15 protein-coding genes and 3 tRNA genes are annotated in these 23,909 nt (G+C 71.4%); 6 read left to right on the forward strand and 12 right to left on the reverse strand.

What is annotated here, in order from left to right; translation table 11 throughout:
• Positions 1-55: 55 nt before the first annotated feature.
• Entirely contained in the window at positions 56-949 is an 894-nt protein-coding gene (locus WFH32_RS07725) for a sugar phosphate isomerase/epimerase family protein (RefSeq protein WP_336706788.1), read from the reverse strand.
• A gap of 255 nt (positions 950-1,204) precedes the next feature.
• Here WFH32_RS07725 and WFH32_RS07730 point away from each other — a divergent pair, with 255 nt between their 5' ends.
• On the forward strand, positions 1,205-5,119 hold the full coding sequence (locus WFH32_RS07730) for a ThuA domain-containing protein (protein ID WP_336706790.1): 3,915 nt from the start codon (positions 1,205-1,207) through the stop codon (positions 5,117-5,119).
• A 169-nt stretch (positions 5,120-5,288) separates the two neighbouring features.
• Here WFH32_RS07730 and WFH32_RS07735 read toward each other — a convergent pair.
• Positions 5,289-5,361: transfer RNA gene (locus WFH32_RS07735), tRNA-Arg, on the reverse strand.
• A gap of 191 nt (positions 5,362-5,552) precedes the next feature.
• Positions 5,553-7,478: a KUP/HAK/KT family potassium transporter gene (locus WFH32_RS07740; RefSeq protein WP_336706830.1), complete on the reverse strand. Its 1,926-nt coding sequence runs from the start codon at positions 7,476-7,478 to the stop codon at positions 5,553-5,555.
• A 196-nt stretch (positions 7,479-7,674) separates the two neighbouring features.
• On the opposite strand from WFH32_RS07740, the gene WFH32_RS07745 reads away from it, so the two are divergent.
• The 3 genes from WFH32_RS07745 to WFH32_RS07755 all read left to right on the forward strand — a co-directional run bounded on the left by WFH32_RS07745 (position 7,675) and on the right by WFH32_RS07755 (position 10,807).
• The gene (locus WFH32_RS07745) at positions 7,675-8,412 is read left to right on the forward strand and encodes a fumarylacetoacetate hydrolase family protein (RefSeq protein WP_191796550.1); all 738 of its coding nucleotides are present in this window, start codon (positions 7,675-7,677) and stop codon (positions 8,410-8,412) included.
• Positions 8,413-8,606: 194 nt separating this feature from the next.
• The gene (locus tag WFH32_RS07750) at positions 8,607-9,446 is read left to right on the forward strand and encodes an ABC transporter ATP-binding protein (RefSeq protein WP_336706792.1); all 840 of its coding nucleotides are present in this window, start codon (positions 8,607-8,609) and stop codon (positions 9,444-9,446) included.
• On the forward strand, positions 9,443-10,807 hold the full coding sequence (locus WFH32_RS07755) for an FtsX-like permease family protein (RefSeq protein ID WP_336706793.1): 1,365 nt from the start codon (positions 9,443-9,445) through the stop codon (positions 10,805-10,807). Before WFH32_RS07750 ends, WFH32_RS07755 begins: the two co-directional genes overlap by 4 nt.
• 177 nt (positions 10,808-10,984) lie before the next feature.
• On the opposite strand, the gene WFH32_RS07760 is transcribed toward WFH32_RS07755, so the two are convergent.
• The 9 genes from WFH32_RS07760 to WFH32_RS07800 all read right to left on the reverse strand — a co-directional run bounded on the left by WFH32_RS07760 (position 10,985) and on the right by WFH32_RS07800 (position 21,988).
• A tRNA-Ser gene (locus WFH32_RS07760) sits at positions 10,985-11,073 on the reverse strand.
• A gap of 195 nt (positions 11,074-11,268) precedes the next feature.
• Positions 11,269-13,893 carry an MMPL family transporter gene (locus WFH32_RS07765; RefSeq protein ID WP_336706794.1) on the reverse strand — a complete coding sequence of 875 codons (2,625 nt, stop codon included), beginning with the start codon at positions 13,891-13,893 and terminating at the stop codon, positions 11,269-11,271.
• Between the two features lie 40 nt (positions 13,894-13,933).
• Entirely contained in the window at positions 13,934-14,629 is a 696-nt protein-coding gene (locus tag WFH32_RS07770) for a TetR/AcrR family transcriptional regulator (RefSeq protein ID WP_336706796.1), read from the reverse strand.
• A 70-nt stretch (positions 14,630-14,699) separates the two neighbouring features.
• A complete protein-coding gene (locus WFH32_RS07775; RefSeq protein ID WP_336706797.1) occupies positions 14,700-15,971 on the reverse strand; it encodes a threonine/serine ThrE exporter family protein in 1,272 nt (423 codons plus the stop codon).
• A 147-nt stretch (positions 15,972-16,118) separates the two neighbouring features.
• Positions 16,119-16,203 (reverse strand) — tRNA-Ser (locus WFH32_RS07780).
• Between the two features lie 172 nt (positions 16,204-16,375).
• On the reverse strand, positions 16,376-16,921 hold the full coding sequence (locus tag WFH32_RS07785; RefSeq protein WP_084690016.1) for a GTP-binding protein: 546 nt from the start codon (positions 16,919-16,921) through the stop codon (positions 16,376-16,378).
• Between the two features lie 379 nt (positions 16,922-17,300).
• Positions 17,301-17,717 (reverse strand): DUF742 domain-containing protein, encoded by a 417-nt coding sequence (locus WFH32_RS07790; protein ID WP_030151140.1) that lies wholly within the window; start codon positions 17,715-17,717, stop codon positions 17,301-17,303.
• A 10-nt stretch (positions 17,718-17,727) separates the two neighbouring features.
• Positions 17,728-18,177 (reverse strand): roadblock/LC7 domain-containing protein, encoded by a 450-nt coding sequence (locus tag WFH32_RS07795; protein ID WP_030151141.1) that lies wholly within the window; start codon positions 18,175-18,177, stop codon positions 17,728-17,730.
• A gap of 40 nt (positions 18,178-18,217) precedes the next feature.
• Positions 18,218-21,988: a sensor histidine kinase gene (locus WFH32_RS07800; protein WP_336706800.1), complete on the reverse strand. Its 3,771-nt coding sequence runs from the start codon at positions 21,986-21,988 to the stop codon at positions 18,218-18,220.
• A 177-nt stretch (positions 21,989-22,165) separates the two neighbouring features.
• On the opposite strand from WFH32_RS07800, the gene WFH32_RS07805 reads away from it, so the two are divergent.
• Both WFH32_RS07805 and WFH32_RS07810 read left to right on the forward strand, forming a co-directional pair.
• Complete coding sequence (locus WFH32_RS07805) at positions 22,166-23,188, forward strand: NAD(P)H-quinone oxidoreductase (RefSeq protein WP_336706802.1); 1,023 nt, start codon at positions 22,166-22,168, stop codon at positions 23,186-23,188.
• A gap of 61 nt (positions 23,189-23,249) precedes the next feature.
• On the forward strand, positions 23,250-23,909 hold the full coding sequence (locus WFH32_RS07810; RefSeq protein ID WP_225228177.1) for a bacterial proteasome activator family protein: 660 nt from the start codon (positions 23,250-23,252) through the stop codon (positions 23,907-23,909).

Here is a 23,909-nt window from a genome sequence, read left to right on the forward strand (position 1 = left end):
TGATGTGATGGACACCGGGCGATCCGGTCGCGCGCCTGCCGACGCACGGCCGGGATCAGGCGAACGCGGGCACGCGCTCGGTGAAGCCGGCCGCGGCGACCTCCTTGCGCAGCCAGGACAGCGAGTCGGCCAGCATGGGGCCGCCCTGGCCCTCGCACTCGATGCTGAGCACGCCGTCGAACCCGTCGGCGCTGAGCCTCGCGAGGATCTGGCGGATGTTCTCCGCGTTCACCCCGTCCCCCGCGGCGACGTGGCTGATGGCGATGCCCGTGGCCCCGCCCCGCACGGAGTCGGCGAGCGACTGCGAGACGTCCTTGATGTGCACGTGGTCGATCTTGTCGAGGAAGCGGTCCGCGAACTCGACCGGGTCGTTGCCCGCGATGAAGGTGTTCCCTGTGTCGAGGTTGAGGCGCAGCCACGGGGAGTCGCCGCAGAACGCGAGCATCTCGGCGAGCCAGTCGGCCCGGGTCGTGAAGTAGCCGTGGACCTCGATGGTCACGACGATCTCGTGGGCCTCGGCGACGCGGATGATCTCGCCGTAGCTGCGCTTCATGAGGTCGAGGGCCTCGCGGTCCTCGAGCCCTTCGGGCTTGTGGAGGCCGTCGGTCGTCGCGACCCGGGGCGAGCCGGCGAGGGCGGCCCAGGCGATGGCCTTCTGGACGTAGGGCACGCCGACCGTGAGCCCGTCCCGCCCTGAGAGCGGGTAGGCGGCGTCGATCTGGGAGAACTCGACCCCGTAGGTCGCCATCTTCTTCCGGAGGAGCGCAGGGTCCTCGAGGAGCGAGACGTGCGGGAAGTAGCCGAGCCCGTGGATCCAGCAGGCCCCCTCGATCACGCCCGGCTCGATGTAGTGGACGTCGTTCTCCTGCGCCCAGGCCAGGGCCTGCTCGAACGACTTGTGGCTGGAGTTGAAGGCGTCGGTGTGGAAACCGATCCCGATCTGCGGCATGAGACTCCTCCGTCTGGGTAGGAACGTACTGGTCGGTGCAGCATCTATGCCGGCAAATCTGGGCCGTCATCGTTGAGATCCCGTCACGCTGTGCAGCCCTGCACGCACTCACCATACCGACCAGTATTGCAAAGTGGTGACGCCGACACTAGCATCACGATCACGTTCTGACGACCATCAATCAAAAGTCGCCAGATCGACGGACGAACAGATCGCAGGGGCCCGACGCAACGAAGCGGACACGAGGGAGCACGGATGAGAACGCGAAGAGGGGCCGCGATAGCGGCCTGCCTGGCACTGTCCACAGGACTGGCAGGCGTACTGACAGCACCGGCCACCGCCCACGAGGGGCACGAGCACCCGGACGCGCCCGAGTTCCGGGCGCTGATCTTCTCGGAGACCGCCGGGTTCGTGCACGACTCGGTCCCCGAGGCCAAGGCCATGTGGGACGAGCTCGCGGCGGCGGGCGGGTTCGAGGTCGTCCAGGCGACCGACTCGGCACTCTTCACCGACGAGGGGCTCGCGGACTTCGACGTGATCGTCCTGGCTCAGGCCTCCGGTGACGTCTGGGACGCGGCCGAGGAGAAGGCCTTCGAGAAGTACGTGCGCGGGGGTGGCGGCGTCGTCGCGATGCACAACCCGCTCGACATGGAACCGGGCTTCCCGTTCTACCGCTCGCTCATCGGGACCGAGTTCACCGCTCACTCCGCCGCAGGCACCACGGGCGAGATGGCGGTCGTGGACCGCGACCACCCCTCGACCGCCGACCTGCCCGAGCGGTGGGAGCGCAACGAGGAGTGGTACGGCTTCACCAAGTCGGTCCGTGGCGACAAGCACGTGCTCGCCCAGCTCGACCCGACGAGCGTCCCGACGTCGACCCCCGGACGCATGGTCGACCACCCGGTCACGTGGTGCGCGGACTACGAGGGCGGCCGGACGTGGGTGACCTCGGTCGGGCACTCCAAGTCCTCGTACAGCGAGGAGAACGTCCGCAAGCACGCGCTGGGCGGCATCCGCTACGCGGCCGGCGTCGAGGCCGGTGACTGCGGCGGCACGGTGTGGGACGACTTCGACAAGGTCCCGCTCGACACCAACACCTCGGCTCCGTGGGGCATCGCGGTGGCCGGCGACGGCCGCGTCTTCTTCACCGAGCTCGTCCGCGGGCAGGTGCGCATCTACGACCCGGAGCTCCAGAGCACCGTGACGGCCGCGACGATCCCCGTGTACGGGGGCGGTGAGGACGGCATGCTCGGCCTGGCGCTCGACCCGCAGTTCGCCCAGAACAACTGGGTGTACCTGTACTACTCGCCCCAGGCCGCAGGTTCGGTCAACCGGCTCTCCCGCTTCACCATGGAGGGCAACACCATGCAGCTCGACACCGAGGTCGTGATGCTGGAGATCCCGGCCGGGCGCGACGACAAGGAGATCGGGCACACGGGCGGCACCCTGCGCTTCGACGGCCAGGGAAACCTGTGGCTGTCGGTCGGCGACGACGTCGTGCCGTTCGAGTCCTCGGGCTACACCCCGATCGACGAGCGTCCGGGCCGCGCGCACTTCGACGCCCAGGGCACGTCGGCCAACAGCAACGACCTGCGCGGCAAGCTCCTGCGCATCACGCCCGAGCCGGACGGTACCTACTCGGTCCCCGAGGGCAACCTCTTCCCCGAGGCCCAGGACACCGCGGACAAGACCCGTCCCGAGATCTATGCGATGGGCTTCCGCAACCCGTTCCGCTTCACGGTCGACGTCGACGGCACGGTCTACCTCGCCGACTACGGGCCCGACGCCGGCAGCGCCAACCCGAACCGCGGCCCCGCGGGCTACGTCGAGTGGCAGTCCATCAAGGCCCCGGGCAACTACGGCTGGCCGTACTGCCACGCCAACAACATCGCGTACAACGACTTCGACTTCGTGACGAACACGTCGGGTGCGAAGTTCGACTGCGCCAACCCGGTCAACACGTCCCCGAACAACACCGGCCTGACCGAGCTCCCGCCGTCGATCCCCGCGGAGGTCTACTACTCGTACGGCGCGTCCGCGGAGTTCCCGCAGCTCGGCAGCGGCGCGGGTGCGCCCATGGCCGGACCGGTCTACCACTTCGACGAGGCGCTCGACTCGGACCGCAAGTGGCCCGAGTACTTCAGTGGCACGCCGCTGTTCTTCGAGTGGGGGCGCAACTTCATCAAGGAGTTCCCGCTCGCCGCGGACGGCTCGCTCCTCGCGATCAACCCGGTGCTGTCCAACCAGCAGTTCCTCTCGCCGCTCGACCTGCAGTTCGGGCCCGACGGCGCGCTGTACCTCCTCGAGTGGGGAGGCGGCTTCGGTCGCGACAACCCGAACTCGGGTCTGTACCGCGTCGACTACGCCGCCGACGGCAGGGCACCCACGGCCAAGGCCGCGGCCGACGTCACGACGGGCCTCGCCCCGCTGAGCGTGACGTTCTCGAGCGAGGGCACCGTCGACCGGGACGGCGACGACCTCGACTTCGCGTGGGACTTCGGCGACGGCAGCACCTCGACCGAGCAGAACCCGACGCACGTCTACACGACCAACGGGAACTTCGAGGCGCGCCTGACCGTCACGGAGCGGACCGAGTCCGCCAAGACGGGCACCGCCACGGTGCCGATCGTCGTGGGCAACACGAGCCCGGTCGTGACGATCACGGCTCCGCCGAACGGCAGCTTCTTCCGCTGGAACGACGTCCTGCCGTGGAAGGTCGAGGTGACCGACGCCGAGGACGGCCAGATCGACTGCCAGGACGTCACGGTGCAGCCGGCCCTGGGCCACGACGAGCACGCGCACCCCACCCTGCCCGTCAACGCGTGCGAGGGCGAGGCGTCGACCATCCTCGACGAGGGGCACCTCGAGGCCGACGCGTTCTGGGTCATCGACGCGCGCTACACCGACAAGGGGGGCGCCGCGGGCGTCCAGCCGATCACGACGAGCGCGACCAACGTGTACCGCCCGACGCGCTTCCAGGCGCACTACTGGGACGAGGCCAAGGGAGTCGCGGTCGAGAACAACGCGGCCGCCGAGCTCGGCCAGTACGTGGGCGACATCCAGGACAACGACTGGCTGCGCTACGAGGACATGAACTTCCAGGGGATCGACGCCGTGCGCTACCGCGTGTCGGCCGGTCCGGAGGGCGGCGGCCGGATCGAGATGCGCCTCGGGTCGCCGACAGGTCAGCTCGTAGCCACGACACCCGTGAACAGCACGGGCGGGTGGTTCACGTTCAAGGAGACGGACCCGACGCCGGTCACCGCCCCCGCGGGGACGCACGACGTCTACCTCGTGTTCCGCTCGAACCCCGGGGTCAACTGGTCGATGACGCTCGACGTCTTCGAGGCCGTCGGGTCCGGGGTCGGCGTACCGCCCGAGGGCACGCCTCGCCAGGACACCTCGACCCAGGGGAGCTGGATCGGGAAGTACGGGACGGCGGGCTACTCGATCCCTCAGGTCGGGACGCAGCTCCCCCAGGGCGTCACGGTCGTTCCGGTGACGGGTACGCAGGCCTGGACGTGGGAGCAGAGCACCACCAAGCGGTCGGCGCTCCAGGTCCCGCCCGACGGCGCCGCGCGTCGTGCGTCGACCTGGTTCGGCGCCGGGGCGGCGGTCGACGTCACGGTCCCCGAGGGCTCGGTCTACGACCTGTCGGTCTACGTCAACAGCCACGACACGGCGAGGACGCAGAACCTCCAGGTGCTGCGTGCCGACGGTTCGGTCCTCTACCCGGCGTTCTCGGTCTCGGACAACGCCGCGGGCGTGTGGCTCACGTACCGGATCGAGTCCTCGGTCCGGGTCAAGGCCGACAAGGTGACCGGGCCGAACGCCGTGATCGGCGGCATCTTCCTCGACGAGCCCGACGTCGAGCAGCCCGTGCTCGACGTCGCCGTGACGGTCGCTCCCAAGTGTGTCGCGGGCCGCACGACGCTCACGGTCCGCGCCACCAACGGCGAGGACGTCCCGGTGGACGTCGTCGTCGAGACCCCGCACGGTCGCAAGACCTTCGCGGGCGTGGCACCGGGCAAGTCCGCCCAGCAGTCCTTCGCGACCCGGGCCGTCGGCATCCCGGCCGGCGAGGTCACCGTGACCGCGACGGGCGACACAGGATCCGGTCCGATCTCCACGGAGATCGTGACCGGCTACGAGGCGGCCGGATGCAGCTGACCGCCCTCGGGGCTCCACGCGCCCACCTCTCCTGAGGCGCTCGGGGCTCCTCGCGAGCCCGGGGTCGGTGTCGTCCTTCTGTCGGACGGCGACACCGGCCCCGGGCTCGACACCACATCGGAAAAGCACGAAGGCCAGGAACCTTGCGGTTCCTGGCCTTCGCGTACTGTGCGCCCGGAGGGATTCGAACCCCCAACCTTCTGATCCGTAGTCAGATGCTCTATCCGTTGAGCTACGGGCGCCCGGCTGTTCGTGATTTCTCTTGAGCAGCCGTCGAGAAGACTACAACGAGATTCGCCGGATACTCAAACCGATACGGTCTGACCAGCCACTTCGTGACGCACGACACCACGTCGGCCGCACCCCGACCCGCCACGGCGGGGCGAGGAACCCCGGAATCACGCCGCTCCCACCGCACGAGACACGGTCTCGCCTAGAGCGGTACGTCCCGGCCGAGCACGACGGTCCGCTCCCGCGGCAGGTCGAGCGTCTCGACGGGGTCCGGCACGATCCGGTACAGGCCGAGGAAGAGGCGTTGTGCCCACCGCGGCATCCGAGACCGCGGGCTGAGCCGTGGTACGGACAGCGACACGAAGTGGGTCGCGGTCCCGAGGTCGACACCTCGCATCGCGTCGGGGGCGTCGCGCTGGACCTGGCCGAGGAGCCGCACGACCCGTGGCCGCTCCCGGAAGCCGTAGGTCGCGGTCACCTGGACGACGCCCTCGTCCCCCACGACCGAGACGTCGAACCTCTCGGGGGCCGGGACGACGGGCCGGTCGGCCGTCGCCCAGCTCACGAGCAGGACGTGGCGCTGGAGCGCGTGGTTCTGCTCGACCATGGATCGCAGGGCGAGGGGCACGACACCGCTGTGCCTGCTGAGGAAGATCGCGGTCCCCCGGGTCCTGGTCACGGAGCCGTGGGACTCCAGGACGTCCTCGACGCGCTGGACGGTGGTCTCGAGCGCGAGGCGCCCGCGGCTGACGTGCCGCTGGCCCGTCCACCAGGTCGCCATGACGACGAACACGAGGGCACCGATCGTCAGGGGAAGCCATCCGCCCGAGCCGACCTTGGCGAGGTTCGCGGCCAGGAGCACGAGGACGACGACGAGGATCGAGCCGGCGCCGACCACGCTGCCGGTGAGGCGCCGTCGGGACGTCCAGCCGTGGGCGAGGTAGACGACCGTGGTGATCGAGATGGTCAGCGTCACGGCGATGCCGTACGCGGAGGCGAGCGCTGCGGAGGACCGGAACGTCAGCACGACGACGAGGACGGCGACGGCCAGGAGGGCGTTCACGGCGGGCAGGTAGATCTGTCGGCTGTTCGCGGGCGACGTGTGGACGGTCCGCAGCGGTGGGAGCACACCGAGGCGACCGCTCTGGTGGACGACCGAGAAGGCGCCCGACACGACGGCCTGCGACGCGATGATGGTCGCGAGCGTCGCGAGGACCACGACGGGCATGGTCACGGGCGCGGGGACGAGCGAGAAGAAGGGGTTGTCGGCGGCCTCGGGCGAGGCGATCAGGTGGCCGCCCTGCCCCAGATAGCTCACGGCGAGGGCCGGGAAGACGACCAAGCTCCAGGCGCGGGCGATCGGGCGTCTGCCGAAGTGCCCGAGGTCCGCGTAGAGGGCCTCGGCGCCGGTGACGGCGAGGACCACGGCCCCGAGCGACAGGAAGGCTGCTGCGGGGTGGTCGGCGAAGTAGAGCACGACCCAGTGCGGGGAGATCGACACCAGGACCTCGGGCGCCTCGAGCACCCCGCGGACGCCGCACGCCGCGATGGTGGCGAACCAGAGCAGCATGACCGGCCCGAACAGCCTCCCGATCGCCCGGGTCCCGAACCTCTCGACCAGGAACAGCCCCGCAAGGATCACGACGGCCAGGGGCACCACGAGCCGGGCGAGCGAGGGTTCGACGACCTCGAGCCCTTCGACGGCCGACAGCACGGAGATGGCCGGGGTGATGACGCTGTCCCCGAGGAACATCGCGGCCCCGAGCATCCCGAGGACGGTGAACACGACGGCCGTCCTGCGTCCGCCGTGGGACCGGTCGAGGGTTCGCCGGAGCAGGCCGAGCAGGGCGAGGAGGCCGCCTTCGCCGTCGTTGTCGGTGCGCAGGAAGAGGCGGACGTACAGGATGCTGACGACGAGGATCAGGGACCACAGGACGGTCGAGGTCATGCCGTAGACGAACGTCCGGTCGACCTCTGCCCCGGCCCCCCGGGCCGTCGCGACGACGGCTGTCGCGGCGTACAGCGGGCTGGTGCCGATGTCCCCGAAGACGACGCCCAGCGCGCCGACGAGGGCGAGGGCCCCGGTCGTCCGCCCGCGTCCCGCAGCGCCGTCCGCAGTGGGTGAGATGTCCCCTCCTCGCCGCGCGTCGCAGGGCCCCCGCCCGCGAGCCCGGTCTCCTCAGTGTCACGCCGGTCCGTCGGGTCGGCCATCCGATCACATCGGACGTCATATGTCCTGTACCCTCGCACCAGCCGGCACGACCGCGCCGACGCTCGCGGGTGAATGCCCGCGGACCGATCGCCCGCAGACGGAGGAACCCACCGTGAGACTCGCTCGGATCGACACCCCCACCGGCCCTCGCCCCGTCGTCCAGGACGGCGACGTGTGGGCCGTGGTCGTGGACCACCACGCCCCGGTCCTCGAGCGCACGGGCGAGACCCACCCCGTCGACGGCACGCGCCTCCTCGCTCCGTGCGAGCCACGGGTCGTGCTCGGCATGGCGCACAACAGCGGCCCGGCGGACCGGCTCGTCCCGCCGCAGGCGTTCACCAAGTCGGCGCGCACCGTGATCGGCCCCGGCGAGCCTGTGCGCCTCGACCCGGCCGCGGGCAAGGTCGTGGTCGAGGGCGAGCTCGCGATCGTCATCGGACGGACCGCCCGCCACCTGACGCCCGAGCAGGTCCCCGGCGTGATCCTCGGCTGGACCGTGGGCAACGACGTCACGGCGTACGAGCAGAGCGCGCTCGACGACAAGTTCACGCAGTCCAAGAACGGGGACGGCTTCACGCCGCTCGGCCCGTGGATCGAGACGGACCTCGCGACCCCGGGCGACCTCGCGATCGACGTCCAGGTCGACGGCGCCACGCAGGCCGAGGCGTCGACGTCGGGTCTCGCGTGGGACGTCGTCGAACAGCTCGTCTACCTGACGTCGCACCTGACCCTCGGCCCGGGCGACGTGGTCCTCACGGGGTCGCCGAGCACGTCGGCGCACGTCGTGCCGGGCCAGACCTCCTCCATCACGATCGAGGGCGTCGGGACGCTCACGAACCCGATCGTCTGACCTGACCGCCGGCCACTTGTCAGAACCAGCGTGACCCCGCACACCCGCTCGTTCTGACAAGTATGCGGGCCGGCGCGCCGTCGGGCGTACACCGCGAGGACGGCGACCGGTCCCCCCAGGGCATGACGCGCCGTCGGGCAGGTCCCCACCACGGCCGGACGCGGCGCACCCCGCCCTCGCCGAAGGATGGGAGCATGACGAACCTCGGCCCTGCCCCCTCGACCGGCTCGCCCCTCGTCGCCTCCGGGCTGACGAAGGTCTACGGCACCGACCACACCGCCACGCACGCCCTCGCGGGCGTCTCCCTCACGGTCTCCCCCGGCGAGTCCGTCGCCATCATGGGCCCTTCCGGCTCGGGCAAAACGACGCTCCTGCACTGCCTCGCGGGGATCGTCAAGCCCACGTCGGGCACGGTGTCCTGGCGCGGTGAGGACCTGACGACCCTGAGCGAGGGCCGTCGCACGGCCCTGCGCCGCCAGGACTTCGGCTTCGTGTTCCAGTCGGGCCAGCTCCTGCCCGAGCTCCCCGCGGTCGAGAACGCCGCCCTGCCGCTCATGCTCGCGGGCACCCCGCGCGCCGAGGCCACGCAGGTCGCGGCGGCCTGGCTCGCGCACCTGGGCCTGGCCGGCATGGAGCAGCGCCGGCCGGGCGAGCTCTCGGGCGGCCAGGCCCAGCGCGTCGCGATCGCGCGCGCCCTCGTCGGGTCGCCCGGCGTCGTGTTCGCCGACGAGCCCACGGGCGCGCTCGACCAGGGCACGGGGGCCGAGGTCCTGTCGGTCCTCACGGCCGCTGTCCAGGCGTCGGGCGCGGCGCTCGTGATCGTCACGCACGACGCGGGCGTGGCCCGCTACTGCTCGCGCACGGTCACGATGCGCGACGGCCGCATCTCGGGCGAGTTCCACGCGGCTCCCGCACGACAGGCCTCCCCGCAGGCCCAGGTGCCCGAGGGCGCCACGCGCGCCGCGATGGCCGCGCACCCCGCGAACGGCGCACCCGCGGCGCAGCACGACCCCACGCAGGGAGCGGCCCGATGAAGGCCACCCTCGACCTGTGGTGGCTCCTGCGCCGCCGCAGCTCCGACAGCCGCGACCCCCAGGGGCTGACCAACGTCCTGGCGATCATCGCGTTCGCCGCGACGACCGCGATCCTGCTCGTCGTCGTCGGCGGCGTGGGGGCCTTCCTGGGGCGCGCCGGCGGGATCGAGGGCATGAGGGACGGGACGGGGGCCGACGTCACCTCGTACGACGTCCAGTACCCGGTCTTCGCGGCCGTCGCCGCACTCCTCCTGCTCATCCCCCTCGTCACGCTGGGCGGGGCGGCGGCCCGTCTCGCCGTGGCCCGTCGAGACGCCCGGCTGGCGTCGCTGCGCCTGGCCGGGGCGACGACCGGGCAGGTCGCGACCCTGACGGTCCTCGACGCTGCCGCACAGGCGCTCGTGGGCGCCCTGGTGGGACTCGTGGGCTACGCGGCCCTGCTGCCGCTGGTCGCACAGCTGCGCTTCCAGGGCCGCACGTTCGAGATCTCCGAGCTGTGGGTCGGCGTGCCCGCGCTGCTGCTCGCGGTCGTGGGCGTCGTGCTCGTCGCCCTGTTCTCGGCGGCCGTCTCGCTGCGCCGGGTCGCGATCACGCCCCTGGGCGTCGCGGCCCGCGTGACCCCGCCCGGCATGAAGGCCGTGCGCCTGATCAGCATGGGGCTGGCCTTCGTCGCCATGATCGTCGCGACGAACGTGTCGTTCGGCAGCGACGCCGTGGGGATCACGATCCTCGTGCTGGTCCTCGTGGCCGGGTTCGCGACGCTCAACGTCGTCGGCCCGTTCGTCATCTGGGTCGTGGGGCGGATCACCGCTCACCGCGCGAAGGGGGTGCCGACGCTCCTCGCGGGCCGCCGCATCGTCGACTCGCCCAAGACGGCGTGGCGCTCGGTGGGCGGGGTCGCGCTCGCGACGTTCATCGCGGGCATGACGAGCATCTTCGCGCTCTTCGACCCGAGCATGGGCGCCGACGCGAGCGAGGCCCAGTTCATGGGCGACCTCAAGACGGGCGGCTTCCTCACGCTCGCGATCGCGGGCGTGCTGGCCGCGGTGTCGACGGGAGTCATGCAGGCGGGGCGCGTGATCGACCAACGCGGCGAGTACCGCGCGCTGACCCTCGCGGGCACCGACCTCAAGACCCTCGACAAGGCGCGCCTGCGCGAGACCGTGATCCCGCTCGTGGCGAGCGTCGGCCTCGCGACGACGGGCGCCCTGATGTTCATGGCACCGATCATCGGGCTCAACGCGTTCGCGAACGTCGACGTGATGCTGCAGTTCCTGGCGTGCGTCGCGGGAGCCTCGGCGCTCGTGCTGGCCGGCGCGGCCGCGTCCCGGTTCGTGGTGCGGTCGGCCATGGCGGCCTGACGTCACGCGGTAGCCGATCCCGGGCTCGCGCCGCGCCCACCAGCGCCCGACGGCGGAGCTCACGTCCCGCCGTCGGGCCGCGGTGTGCGGGGGGTGAGGTCTCGGGGCGTCGCCTCGGTGCGCTGTTCCGGACAACAGAAAAGGCCCCGGGCCTGACGCAGCCGGGACCTTCCTGAGCGGAGACGGAGGGATTTGAACCCTCGAACGGGTTGCCCCGTTACCACCTTAGCAGGGTGGCGCACTAGACCTGACTATGCGACGTCTCCATGCTCGGATGCTAGGCACCGAGCGTCGCAAGGCTACCTTCTCGGGGCACTGCGGAGCAAAACAGGGTGGCGAGAGGGGCACACGCTCCGCCGCCTCCTGCCCCGGAGCGCACGCCGGACGACCGCCGGAGCCGCCCTCCTCGCGGTGAGGAGGACGGCTCCGGCCGTGTCACGACGGGCCCGCACCCGCGGGCGTCAGCCCCGGACGCCCGCGGTGTCCTTGTCGAGGTCGTCCTCGGGAGCGGCCTCCGCGGCACCGGCGGCCTCGTGCGGGTGGCGCCGCTCGAGCGAGGCCCCCTCGACGTCGACGTCGGGCAGGATCTTGTCGAGCCAGCGCGGCAGCCACCACGCCTTGTCCCCCGCGAGGTGCATGAGCGCGGGCACGACCATCATGCGGATCACGAACGCGTCGACGAGCACACCGAAGGCGAGCGCGAAGCCGATCGGCCGGATCATCGCGCTGTGCGAGAAGATGAAGCCGCCGAACACCGCGATCATGATGATCGCCGCGGCCGTCACGACCGAGCGACCGGCCCGGACGCCCTGCACGACCGCGATGCGCGCCGGCGCGCCGTGCGCGTACGCCTCACGCATGCCCGACCCGAGGAAGAGCATGTAGTCCATCGCGAGCCCGAACAGGATGCCGACCAGGATGGTCGGCAGGAAGTTCAGGATCGGGCCGGGGCTCTCGACGCCGAACACGCCGCCCAGCCAGCCCCACTGGTAGATCGCGACGACCCCGCCGAGGGCGGCGAAGTACGACAGGATGAAGCCGAGCGTCGCGATGACCGGGACGAAGATCGACCGGAACACCAGGACCAGGATGATCAGCGACAGGCCGACCACGACCGCGAGGTAGACCGGCAGCGCGGACGCGAGCTTCTCCGAGATGTCGACGTTGCCGCTCGCCGAGCCCGCGACGCCGATCTCGTACGTCCCGTCGATCGGCGACATGTCGCGCAGCGTGTGTACGAGCTCCTCGGTCGACTCGCTCGTGGGCCCCTCGGCGGGCACCACCTGGAACGCCGCGACCGTTCCGTCCTCGGACGTTCCGATGGGCGCGACGGCCACGACGTCCTCCTGGTCGAAGAGCGTCTGGGCGATCTCCACCTGGGCCGTCATCGAGTCGACGGCAGCCTCGGCCTCAGACCCTGCCTCGACGGCAGGCAGGTCGGCGACGACGAGCAGCGTCCCGTTCTGGCCCTCGCCGAACTTCTCGGCGAGCGTCGAGTACGCCTGGTACTGCGTCGAGTCGTGCGGCTCGGTCGAGCCGTCCGGCAGGTTGAGCCGCAGGTCGAGCGCGGGCAGCGCCACGAGCAGCAGCGCCGCGATGCCGACGACGACGCGCACCACGGCCCAGCCGGTCGACATCGGACGGATCTCGGCGGGCGCCGACGTGGCCCCCTGGGCCTCCTGCGCGCCGCGCGTCGCGGCCCCAGACCCACCTGCCGCCGTGCCCGCGAGGCGCGCGCGCTCCTTCTTGCTGAGGATCCGTTCACCCACGAGGCCGAGCAGCGCAGGCGTGAGCGTCACGGCGATGAGGACCGCGATCGCGATGCAGGCCGCGCCGACGGTGCCCATGAGTCCCAGGAACGGGATGCCCGTGACGTTGAGGGCGAGCAGCGCCACGAGCACCGTGGTGCCCGCGAACACGACCGCGTTGCCCGACGTCCCGTTGGCCAGCGCGATCGACTCGTGCAGCTCGTCGCCCGCCTTGAGCTGTCGACGGTGCCGGTTGACGATGAAGAGCGAGTAGTCGATCCCGACCGCCAGCCCGAGCATGAGCCCGAGCACGGGCGTCACGGACGCCATCTCGACGACCCCGGACAGGGACAGCGCGCCGAGCGCCCCGATCCCCACACCGATCAGGGCGGTCAGGATCGGCAGGCCGGCGCCGATGAGCGTGCCGAGCATGACGACGAGCACGACCGCGGCGACCAGCAGGCCGACGATCTCTCCCGCACCGATGATGCTCGGGGCGCCCATGGTCATGTCGGCCGAGAGGTGCACCTCGAGGTCCGCGGGGGCGGCGTCGAAGACCGAGACGAGCTCGTCCTTGGTCTCCTGCGGGATCTCCATCTGCGGGTCCGTGAACGAGATCATGACGATCGCGGTCGTGCCGTCCTCGGAGACCATGCGGATCTCGGAGGCCATGTCGAGCAGGGTCGCTCCCTGCTCGAGCTGGGCGCTCTGCTCCTCGAGCTGGCTCGCGCCGTCGTCGAGGGCGGTCTGCTGCGTCTCGAGCGCCGCGAGCCCCTGGTCGATCGTCGCCTGCTGCGCGTCGAGCTGCGGCTGGGCCTGCGCGAGCATGCCCGCGGCCTCCGCCTGGGCGCGGGCGGCGTCAAGCTGAGCCTGGCCGGCCTCCAGCTGAGCACGGCCCGCGTCGAGCTGGGCCTGGCCGGCCTCGAGCTGCGTGCGCCCGGCCTCGACCTGGGCACGCCCGTCCTCCACCTGCTGCTGCTGCGTGGCACGGTCGGCCTCGGTCACGAAGGGGTCCATGACCGCCGTGACGCCGTCGACCTCCGAGGCGTCCGCGACCAGCCCGGCGATCTCGTCCTGCTGCGCGGCGGTGAGCTCCTCGCCGTCAGCCGACTGGATGACGACGGTCCCCGTCCCGCCCGACGCGTCGGGGAAGTCGCTCTGCAGGCGGTCGGTCACCTCGGCCGTGGGGGTGCCCGGGATCGAGAAGGTCGTCGCGAGCGTGCCCGCGCCCAGCGCGAACGCCACGCCCGCCGCGACGAGGACCGCGAGCCACGCGACGATCACCGTCTTCGCGCGTCGCGCCGACCAGCGGCCGACGCGGTAGAGAAATTCAGCCATGAGAGTCCTTCGGTTGCGCGCGAGTACGCGGATGGGTGGGTCAGCGGGTGCGGCGTGACGAGGCGACCGGCTCGTGGCCGGTCCGGGTCGCGTCGAGGAGCCGTTCGAGCAGGTCGGTCCAGGCCTCGCGCGCAGCCGGGTCGTCGACCGCGCCCGTCACGTCGACCCAGCGGAGGTAGACCACGATCAGCCCGCTCATGAGCGAGCCGACGAGGAGCTCGACGTCGAACGGGTCGGCGTCGGGGTGGCTCGCGGCCAGGGCTGCCGTGAGGCGCATGCTCACGTCGGCGAAGACCTTGATGAGGGTGAAGGCGCGCCGGGGCGAGGGGCCACCCTCGTCGCCCAGGACGCGGGTCAGGTAGACCAAGGGAGTCACGAAGTCGGTCGAGCGCAGGGCGTCCGCGACCTCGTCGAAGAGCGTGACGTCGGCTCCGTCCCCGCCCGGCCGGTCCCTCGGGACCACCTGGTCCCGCCCGACCTGCTGGTCCGACGCGATGGCGTCGAGCCGGTCGAGCGCTGCGCCGACGACCTCGCTGCAGACCTCGGTCACGACGTCGTCGAGCGACGCGAAGTGGTTGAAGACGGTGCGCCGGGAGACGTCGGCACGCTCCGCGAGCTCGTCGACCGAGAACCTCGTCCCGCCCGACTCCCCGATCAGGGCCGCGGCGGCGTCGACGATGGCCCGCCGGTGGCGGGCCTTGAGCGCAGCACGACGATCGACCGCAGGCAGGGACATGTCTCTACGCTAAGTGCATCGATGCACTCGGTGCAACAAGACTGGTCAGCGGCTGGACGGGCCGCGCCTGCTACCGCTCGAACGTCCAGTTCTTGTCCGTCAGCATCCGGGCCACCGCGAGCCCGATCGCGAGCGCGACGATCACCAGCCCCGCCTCGACCGTCGATGCCAGGGCCTCGAGCGTGGCGCCGCTGTTGAACTCGTAGACGGCCCGGTACGCCGTCACGCCCGGCACCATGATGACGACGGCGGGCACCGACATCGTGATGCGCGGGACCTTCATGGCAGGCGCGATATAGGCGGCGAGGACACCGACGATCAGGGCGGTCGCCGCGGCCGCAGCCTGCGACGCGAAGCCCGCGTCGATGAGCTCGAGGCGCGCGACGTTCGCGACCATGCCGATCGACGCCCCACCCACGGCCATCTTCCACGGGCTGTTGAACATCAGCGCGAAGCCGAGCACCCCCGCGAAGCTCGCGAGCGCGCGCAACGCCACGAGCAGCGTCTCGTCCAGGGCGGGCGGCGGGAGCCGGTCGGGCTGGAGCCCCGCGATCGCGGAGATCGCCCACACCGCCAGGGCAGCCGACGCAAGGATCATGAGGGCGTACGTCATGCGGGCGATACCGGCCGAGAAGTCGAGCCTTGCGAGGTCGAGCGCGGCGGTCACGAGGGCGAACCCCGGGACGAGGAACAGGACCGCGGACACGTAGCCCGCCTCGTGCCCCCCGGCGACGCCCATCAGGTTCTCGAAGACGAGGACGATCAGCAGGTACGCCGTCGCGGCCACGGCCGCCGCGAGCATCGTGGTGCCGAACTGGTTGATGCCCTTGTGCAGCATGGCCCGACGCACCATCTGTCCGAAGAACGCCCCGACGAACACCGCGCCGCACTCGATGACGCCGCCGTTGTTGAGGAACGCGAACGCCGCACAGGCGATCGCGGCCCACAGCGCGTTGAGGAACGTGCCGTAGAGCAGCGGCTTGGTGGCGATCCGTTCGAGCTCGGCGTCGACCTCGGCCGCCGTGACCCGCTCCGGCAGGTCGCCGACGTAGACCTCGAGCTCGGACAACCGGTCCGAGTTGATGCCGATGGCCCGAACCTCCGCGACCTCCGTGCGGAAGTTGCGGTCCCGGTAGGACGTCGCGGTGATCTCGGTGAGCGTCACGTGCGCCGCGGTGCGGTCGAGCCCCAGAGCACGGCCCACGCGCGTCATGTGGGACTTCACGCGGTAGCTGCCGGTCCCTGCCGAGAGCGCGAGGTGGCCGACCCTCAGGACGGTCCCCGACTGCCGCACCAGCTCGCTCGGCCCCAGGCCCGGTTCGTCGGTCGCGTCTGCTGTCACCCCGACATGATCGCCCGTCCGGCGCGCGCGTGCACCCAAGGCCCGGTCCGGTGAGACGGTCCGGTCCACACTCCCCGACGGACGGTCAGAATCCTGCACGAGTGCCGAGAGGCCCCGGACCGCGCGGGTCCAGGGCCTCTCGAGAAGCGGAGGGCGAGGGATTCGAACCCCCGGTTGCTTGCGCAACAACGGTTTTCAAGACCGTCACATTAGGCCGCTCTGTCAGCCCTCCAGGTTGCTCCGACGCACATTCTGGCACGTCCGAGCGGTCGGATGCCCCGGACTCCCGGCCGGGCACCACGATCCCCCCACGACGACGGCGGGTCACCCTGGAGAGGTGGCCCGCCGTCGCGCGGTGAGTCGTCGTACGAGACGCCCCCACGGGGCGGTCGCCGAGGATCGGTTCAGGCAGCGCCCGAGCGAAGCTGGCGCATCGCGAGCTGCACGAGCGAGATCAGCGTCTGCTTGGTCGCCGCACGTGAACGGGCGTCCGTGTACAGCATCGGGACGTGAGCAGGGATCTGCAGGGCCTCGCGCACGTCCTCGAGCTTGTGCTTGGCCACGCCGTCGAAGCAGTTGACGCCCACGACGAACGGGATGCCACGCGACTCGAAGTAGTCGATCGCCGGGAAGCACTGCTCCAGACGGTCGGTGTCGACGAGCACGACGGCACCGATCGCACCACGCACCAGGTCGTCCCACATGAACAGGAAGCGGTCCTGCCCCGGGGTGCCGAACAGGTAGAGCCAGAGCGATCCCGGCAGCTCGATACGACCGAAGTCCATCGCGACCGTGGTCGTCATCTTGCGGTCGCTCACGCCACCCGCGTCGTCGACGCCCACCGAGTGCTCCGTCATCGCGGCCTCGGTGTTGAGCGGCTCGATGTCCGAGATGGAGCCGATGAAGGTCGTCTTGCCGACCGCGAACCCGCCCGCGACGACGATCTTCACGACCGTCGGTGCGGTGCGCGCGGCCTGCGGGGCGGGGGCGGCCGCCGGGGCGACAGGCTGCGGTGCCGTCGGAGCCGGGTTCGCCTGCGCCTGGGCCGGAGGCGTCTGGTGGACCGTCGGAGCCTGCTGCGTGGCGACGGGCGCCTGTCCCTGCGGGGCAGCAGCAGGCGCGCTGCCGGGCTGGCCGCCCAGGACGCTCTGGCGCACCGGCGCTGCCGATGGCGACCCCGCGGACGGGGCCGCGGACGCAGGCGCGGCGGCGGCCGCCGGCGCTGCGACCGGGGCCCACGACGGACCCGGTGCACCGGCGGGTGCCGACGCCCCGGGGGCGCCCGTGATCAGGGTGCCACCAGCAGCCTGCGGCTGGCCGGCAGCACCGTCAGAGGGTGGAAATGCCATTGAGAACACTCTCCAAGATGCTCAGGGACAGTCCCGAGTTGCTGCTGCCGTGGCCGGTGTGAACGTTGAGCGGGGTCGACGTGTGCACCGTGAGGTAGTTCTCCTCGGCGAGGTCGGCGACCAGGATGCGGGTGACGCCCAGGGGCATCCGCAGGAGCGCCGAGAGCTCGGCGATCGACACGTAGTTGTGCGCGGCGTGCTGGAGGATCGCACGCTTCTCAGGAGGCAGGCCGTAGCTGTTCACAGCACCCGGCATCACCTCGACCAGCGCCTCGAGCGGGAGGTCCGAGGTCGCCGAGCGGACACGTCCACCGGTCACCGCGTACGGACGCACCGTCGCGGCCTCGTACGAGTCCGAGCTGTGCGCTCCCAAGCTGCCAAAAGGTGCGTTCGTCATCGACCTGTCCTCATCCCACCGGGGCTCGTGTTGCTCCGTCAACGGGCAGGCTACCGCGCATCTCCGAGATGAGCTGAGGCGTCAACGTCGCCTCGGTGCGGGAGACGAGGAGCGCCATCTCGTAGCCGATCAGCCCGATGTCGCACGTCGACTCGGCGACGACGCCGAGGACCGACCCGTTCGAGACGTTCATGAGGAAGAGGAAACCGTTGTCCATCTCGACGATCGACTGGCGGACGTTGCCCCCGTTGAGCTGGCGGGCCGCACCGCGGGTCAGGCTCGACATGCCGGACACGATCGCCGCGAGCTGGTCGCCGCTCGTGCGGTCGAGCTGGTCCGACATCGCCATGAGCAGGCCGTCGGCCGACACCACCAGCGTGTGCCGGCTTCCCGGGACGGTCCGCACGAAGTTGTCGAGCAACCACCCGAAATTGGTTGCTTCGGTGCTGAGCGCGTTCACACTTCCTCCTTGTCAGTTGCCACAGATCGCGAGCTGTACGTCACCGCGACTGCGGCGCTGAGTCGGGGACATCATTGCCGTGCGAGGCAGGTTGCGTCGAACCTGTCTCGTCGTCGGCCTCGACCCGTCCCCGTGCGGTCGCCGACTGGAAGGCTGCGAGGCGTGCCCGCAGCTGCTCCGGATCACGATCGATCTTCGCCGTGAACCGGTCGACGTACTCCTCGCGGTTCACGGTCCGAGCCCGACGAGTCAGGCCCGAGCTCGTCACGTCCGAACGCTCCTGGGGGCTGTACGTCCCCGCGGAGTCGGCGTACGCCTTGCCCTGGACCTCCGGACCGTTGCGCAGCAGCGTCGACATCTCCTCGTAGAGGACCGCCGAGGCGATCCAGTCCGAGCGAGCCTCGACCGAGTCCGACACGTAGCCCGGGTCCAGCGGCTCGATCGGCTCGGGCGCAGGGCGACGCACGAGCGGCGTCGAACCGGCCGGCGCACCCGCGGACTCGTGGACCGTGGTCGGAGCCGCTGCCGGCGCCTGCGGCGGGGCGAACGCGGTCGGCGCAGCGGGGTGCTGGTACGCGACCGGCTGCTGGACGGGAGCCGCCTGCTGGACCGGAGCGGCCTGCTCGACCGGCGCCGGCTGCTGGAAGGCCATCGGCTGCTGCGTGTGCGGTGCGGAACCTGCCGGCTGCGACGCGAGCGCTGCGGCCGACGGCGTCACGACGGGCATCGCACCCGTGCGGGGTCGCCGGTTGAAGATGCCGCGCTTGCGCGCCTGGCTCTCTCGCAACGACCTGCGCGTCGGAAGGTCGGCCATGAGGTCCTCGAACCTGGGGAGCGCCTCGAACGAGAGCTCCTCCGGGATCTCCTCCCGAGCCTCCGGCTCGTGCGGGGCCTGCGCTGCGGGAGCCTGCTGCTGGACCGGCTGGACCGGCTGCTGCTCCTGGACCGGCTGCGGCGCGTAGGCCTGCGGCTCGCGGTACTGCTGCACGGGCTGCTGCTGGACCGGGGCCTGGTACGTGCTGGCCGGAACCGCGGGAACGTCGTGGACCGGGGCCTGCGGCGCCTGCGCCGTGCGCTGCGGGAGGTCGGGCGCGGGGGCCGCCGAGGCCACGGAGGTCTCGGTGACCGGCGACTCGTTCACGACCGGCGGCGTGCGCTGCGGGAGCTCGGGCTGGGGGGCCTCGACGGACGTCTGCTCGCTCACGAGGTGCGTCGCGGCCTCGGGCGCCTCGACGCCCTGGACGGGGGCCTCGGCTGGTGCGAGCGGCTCGATCGCGAACTGCGGGGCCCACGTGCCGTCGTCGGGCACGAAGTCCGGGACGGAGATGTCGGTCGCCGACACGTCCGGCGCGGCGTCGAGCTCGACGGCCTGCTGCTCCGACGTGGACGTGTCCGCCGCACCGAGGGCGCGGAAGCTCGAGAACATGGCCGAGCGGGTGCTCACGTCGAGCACGGGGATCTCGGCCGACTGAGGCTGCACGGGCGGCATGACCCCGGTGGTCTCCGCAGGGCTCGCGGCGCGTGCCCGGCTCGGGAGCGAGCTGCCCGACGAGGCCACGCCCTCGGGCGGGGACCATGCCTCGGGAGCGGCCGGCAGGTCGAGCGGGAGCGACGGCGTCGCGAGCGGCGGCAGGACGATCGAGCCGGTCTGCGGACCGGGGACGAACGAGGCGCTCGGCGCGGACCCGGCGGGGTCCATGCCGCGCGAGCGACGACGGGGCATGCCGGTCGAGGTCGCGCCGTCGGTCAGGGCCGCGAGGTCGACCGGGATCGCGACGGGAGCGTCGTTGTCGATCTGCGGTGTCGTGGTCGTGGCCGGGCCCGAGTAGACGGGGGCCGACGGCTGCGCGGGAGGCGCGGAGAGCTGGTTCGCCGCGACCTGCGTGCGGTTGTCCAGCGGGTCGGTCGGCATCGGCAGCGGGACGTTCGAGTCCGGCACGAACAGGACGTTGGGGAAGCTGACCGTGACGAGGGTGCCTGCGCCCTCGGGTGCGCGCTCGAACGTGACGCTCGCGCCGAGGCGGTCGGAGATGCGCCCGACCACGTACAGGCCCAGTCGCTGCGAACCCACGACGTCCGAGGCGGCGTGCGCGTTGACCTTGCGGTTCGCCTCGACGATCTCCTCGGGCGTCATGCCCAGACCGTGGTCGCGGATGATGATCTTGACGAACCGCTCGTCGCGCGCCGTGCTGACCTCGACGGGCGTGTGCGGCTCGGAGAACATCGTCGCGTTCTCGAGGAGCTCGGCGATGAGGTGTGCCGCGTTGAGCGCGTTGTGCCCCAGCATCAGCGGGTCGACGACGAGGTTCAGCCGGACGCGGTCGTACAGCTCGATCTCGGACGACGCCGTACGGATGACGTCGGAGGCCGGCATGGGCTGCCGGACGCGACGGCCCGAGTCGATGCCTGCGAGCACGAGGAGGGACTCGGCGTTGCGGCGCATCCGGGTCGCGAGGTGGTCCAGGCGGAAGAGGTTCGACAGCGTGTTCGCGTCTTCCTCGGATCGCTCGAGGTCGTCGAGGAACGCCAGCTGACGGTTGAGCAGCACCTGGTCGCGACGAGCCACGTTGACGAACATCTCGGCGATCGAGCCACGCAGGGCCGCCTGCTCGCGGGCCACCTGGATCGTCGTGGAGTTCACGTCGTTGAACGCGTTCGCGAGCTGACCGACCTCGTCGCTCGACTCGACCGTGATGGGCTGGATGTTGATGCCCGGGCCCTGGCCCGGCACCGAGACCTGCTCGACCATGCGCGGCAGCTGGTCCCGGACGTCCTGGGCCGCGCTCGTGAGGCGACGCAGCGGGTTCACGATCTGGCGGGCGATGGCACCGGCCACGAGGATGCTGGCGCCGAACGCGACGAGGGTCACGAGGATCGTCAGGACGGCTCGCGTCACGGCCGCGGCCGCGATGTCCGACGCGGTCTCGCCGGCGTCCTTGCGGACCTCGTCACGGACCGGGGTGATGTCCGCGAGGTCGTTGGCGGAGGCCGTGGCCCAGTCCTCCTTGTTCGTCACACCGACCGCGGCGTTGGCGGCGAGCGAGTTGCGCAGGTTGACGTAGGAACCGAGCGGGGACGGGATCGCGAGCCCGGTGCGCAGCTCGCGCACCTCCTTGCGGGCGGCCGCGGCCTTGGTCTCTCCCTCGCTGACGAGTCGGGCGGCACGCTGGGCGTCCTCGCGGACCCCCTGCGTGACCTCGCCGCCGTTCGCCTGGTCCTGGGCGATGTCCTGGAAGAGGAACGAGACGACCGGGAGCTCGAGCGCGACCTGGCTCATGAGCACGTTCGACGCGACGTACGCGTCGAGCACCTGTGCCAGGCCCCGGTCCTGCGCCGTGTCGGCCAGCACGCGGGGGACGTCGAGCGCGTCGTCGATCAGGGTGTTGTACGACGACGTGAAGCCGAGCTCCTGGATCGTCTGGTTGTCGATCTTCTTGCGGAGCGCGTCCAGCTCGGCGCGGTCCTTGACCGTCGCGTCGACGGCCCGGGACACGCGGGGGTCCAGCATGGACATCTTGACGTCGCCGTACATGCGGTCACGTCGGTCGAGCGCCTTGTCGGTCTCGGCGCGGGCGGCCTCGACCAGCGCGTCGGCGTTCTCGACGCCACGCATCCGCTGGAGCTCTGCGGCGCGCTCGGCGGCGACGGCCTTCCCGGCGACGTCTTGGGAGGCGAAGGCCTCCACCAGGGCGACGGTCTGGTTGGCCACGCGCGCCTCGTTGATCGCCTGAACCGAGAAGACCGTTGCGGCCAGGAACAGGACGAAGACAGGCAGCGCGAGTGCCGCAAGGATCTTCCCGCGAACGCTCAACCTGCGGAGCATACGAACCTCTCTCCATACCCTGTGACCAGCGGATCGTCGTGAGGTCCGGTCGGCTGCGACCATCCCCCACTCGCCAGACGTGCGTACTAACTATCGGTGCACTTGCCCCAGGGACCTAATCCGGTCATCCAGGGCAAGCCGGAGGCTTCGTGGAGGATTCCGACGATGCCCGACACCCGTCCTCGTCGACGAGGCCGTAGTGTCTTTCGCGTGCGAGCCGTCACGATAGCCGCCCCGGGTGGCCCAGGGGAACTCACCGTGTCCGACCTCCCTGACCCCGTCCCGGGTCCGGACGAGGTGCTGATCGACGTCGTCTCGAGTGGCGTGAACCGTGCTGACCTGCTACAACGTGCCGGAAAGTACCCCCCGCCAGCGGGTGCGCCGGTATGGCCGGGTCTCGAGGTTTCTGGGGTGATTTCGTCCGTCGGGTCGCGTCTCACAGGGTGGGACGTCGGCGACGAGGTCGTCGCCCTCCTGGACGGGGGCGGATACGCGGAGAAGGTCTGCGTCCGCGCGTCCCAGGTGCTCCCCCTGCCGAGCGGCGTCTCGCTCGTCGACGGCGCGGCCCTCCCCGAGGCCGTGTGCACCGCGTGGAGCAACCTGGTCGACGTGGGCCACCTCGCCCGCGGCGACGTCCTGCTCGTGCACGGCGGGTCGGGTGGCGTCGGCTCGGTCGCGACGCAGATCGGCGCAGCGCTCGGCGCGCGCGTCGTCACGACTGCGGGCGGACCGGAGCGCGTGGCCCGCTGCCTCACGCTGGGAGCCGACGTCGCCGTCGACCACCGCACGCAGGACTTCGTCGCAGCGGTGCGCGAGGCCTCGGACGGCACAGGCGCCGACGTGGTGCTCGACGTCGTCGGGGCGGCGTACCTGGACGACAACCTCCGGGCGCTCGCCACGGGCGGGCGGCTGGTGGTGATCGGCATGCAGAAGGGGCGCCGCGGCGAGCTCGACCTGGGCGTCCTGCTCGCCAAGCGCGCGACCCTCGCGGGGACCACGTTGCGCGCACGGCCCGCGCAGGAGAAGGCCCGGCTGGTCCGGGACGTCCTGACGCACGTGTGGCCCTTGGTCGAGGGCGGGCAGGTGCGGCCGGTGGTCCACGCGCGGCTGCCGCTCGACCGGGCGGCGGACGCCCACCGCCTCATGGAGTCGGGCGAGGTGTTCGGCAAGGTCCTCCTCGTGCCGTGAGCCTCGCGCCGTGAACGGCCCGGCCGTCGCGCTCGGCGACCGTTCGGGACAGACTGGGTCCATGAGCGACGACGCACGAGGCGACCTGTCCCCCGAACCGTCCGAGCAGCCCGCGCCCCCGGAGCGCGGGCGGGAGCAGGGCGCGGACTCGGACGACGGGGCGAGGCGCGGATACACGGTCATCGCCCCCGACGGGAGCGAGGTCCCGCCGCGGGACGACGTGGGCCAGGACACGGCAGGCGAGGAGCGTGACCCGGGCGCGGCCGTCGAGGAGCCCGCGAAGGTCATGCGGATCGGCGGCATGATCAAGCGGCTGCTCGAGGAGGTGCGCGACTCACCGCTCGACGAGGCGGCCCGCAGCAGGCTCGCCGAGATCCACGAGCGGTCGCTCAAGGAGCTCGAGGAGGGCCTCTCGCCCGAGCTCGTCGCGGAGCTGCACCGCATCTCGCTGCCCTTCACCGACGACGCCGTGCCGTCCGACGCCGAGCTGCGCGTCGCGCAGGCACAGCTCGTGGGGTGGCTCGAGGGGCTGTTCCACGGCATCCAGACCGCTCTGGTGGCGCAGCAGATGGCCGCGCAGGCGCAGCTCTCGCAGATCCGCCGTGCCCTGCCCCCGGGGGCGATCCCGGTCCCGGGCATGCCGGGGCAGCCCGGGCACCCTGGGCACCCCGCGCAGCGCGAGGGGGACGACTCCCGCCCGTCTCCCGGCCAGTACCTCTGA

It is taken from the genome of Oerskovia sp. USHLN155, from assembly GCF_037145535.1.
In the GTDB taxonomy this organism is placed as follows: domain Bacteria; phylum Actinomycetota; class Actinomycetes; order Actinomycetales; family Cellulomonadaceae; genus Oerskovia; species Oerskovia rustica.

Excerpts from the sequence above, each read along its gene's own strand:
- WFH32_RS07790 (WP_030151140.1), bottom strand. The coding sequence starts at position 17,717 with ATGACGAACGCACCTTTTGGCAGCTTGGGAGCGCACAGCTCGGACTCG.
- WFH32_RS07805 (WP_336706802.1), top strand. The coding sequence starts at position 22,166 with ATGCCCGACACCCGTCCTCGTCGACGAGGCCGTAGTGTCTTTCGCGTG.
- WFH32_RS07750 (WP_336706792.1), top strand. The coding sequence starts at position 8,607 with ATGACGAACCTCGGCCCTGCCCCCTCGACCGGCTCGCCCCTCGTCGCC.
- WFH32_RS07765 (WP_336706794.1), bottom strand. The coding sequence starts at position 13,893 with ATGGCTGAATTTCTCTACCGCGTCGGCCGCTGGTCGGCGCGACGCGCG.
- WFH32_RS07770 (WP_336706796.1), bottom strand. The coding sequence starts at position 14,629 with ATGTCCCTGCCTGCGGTCGATCGTCGTGCTGCGCTCAAGGCCCGCCAC.
- WFH32_RS07755 (WP_336706793.1), top strand. The coding sequence starts at position 9,443 with ATGAAGGCCACCCTCGACCTGTGGTGGCTCCTGCGCCGCCGCAGCTCC.
- WFH32_RS07810 (WP_225228177.1), top strand. The coding sequence starts at position 23,250 with ATGAGCGACGACGCACGAGGCGACCTGTCCCCCGAACCGTCCGAGCAG.
- WFH32_RS07725 (WP_336706788.1), bottom strand. The coding sequence starts at position 949 with ATGCCGCAGATCGGGATCGGTTTCCACACCGACGCCTTCAACTCCAGC.
- WFH32_RS07730 (WP_336706790.1), top strand. The coding sequence starts at position 1,205 with ATGAGAACGCGAAGAGGGGCCGCGATAGCGGCCTGCCTGGCACTGTCC.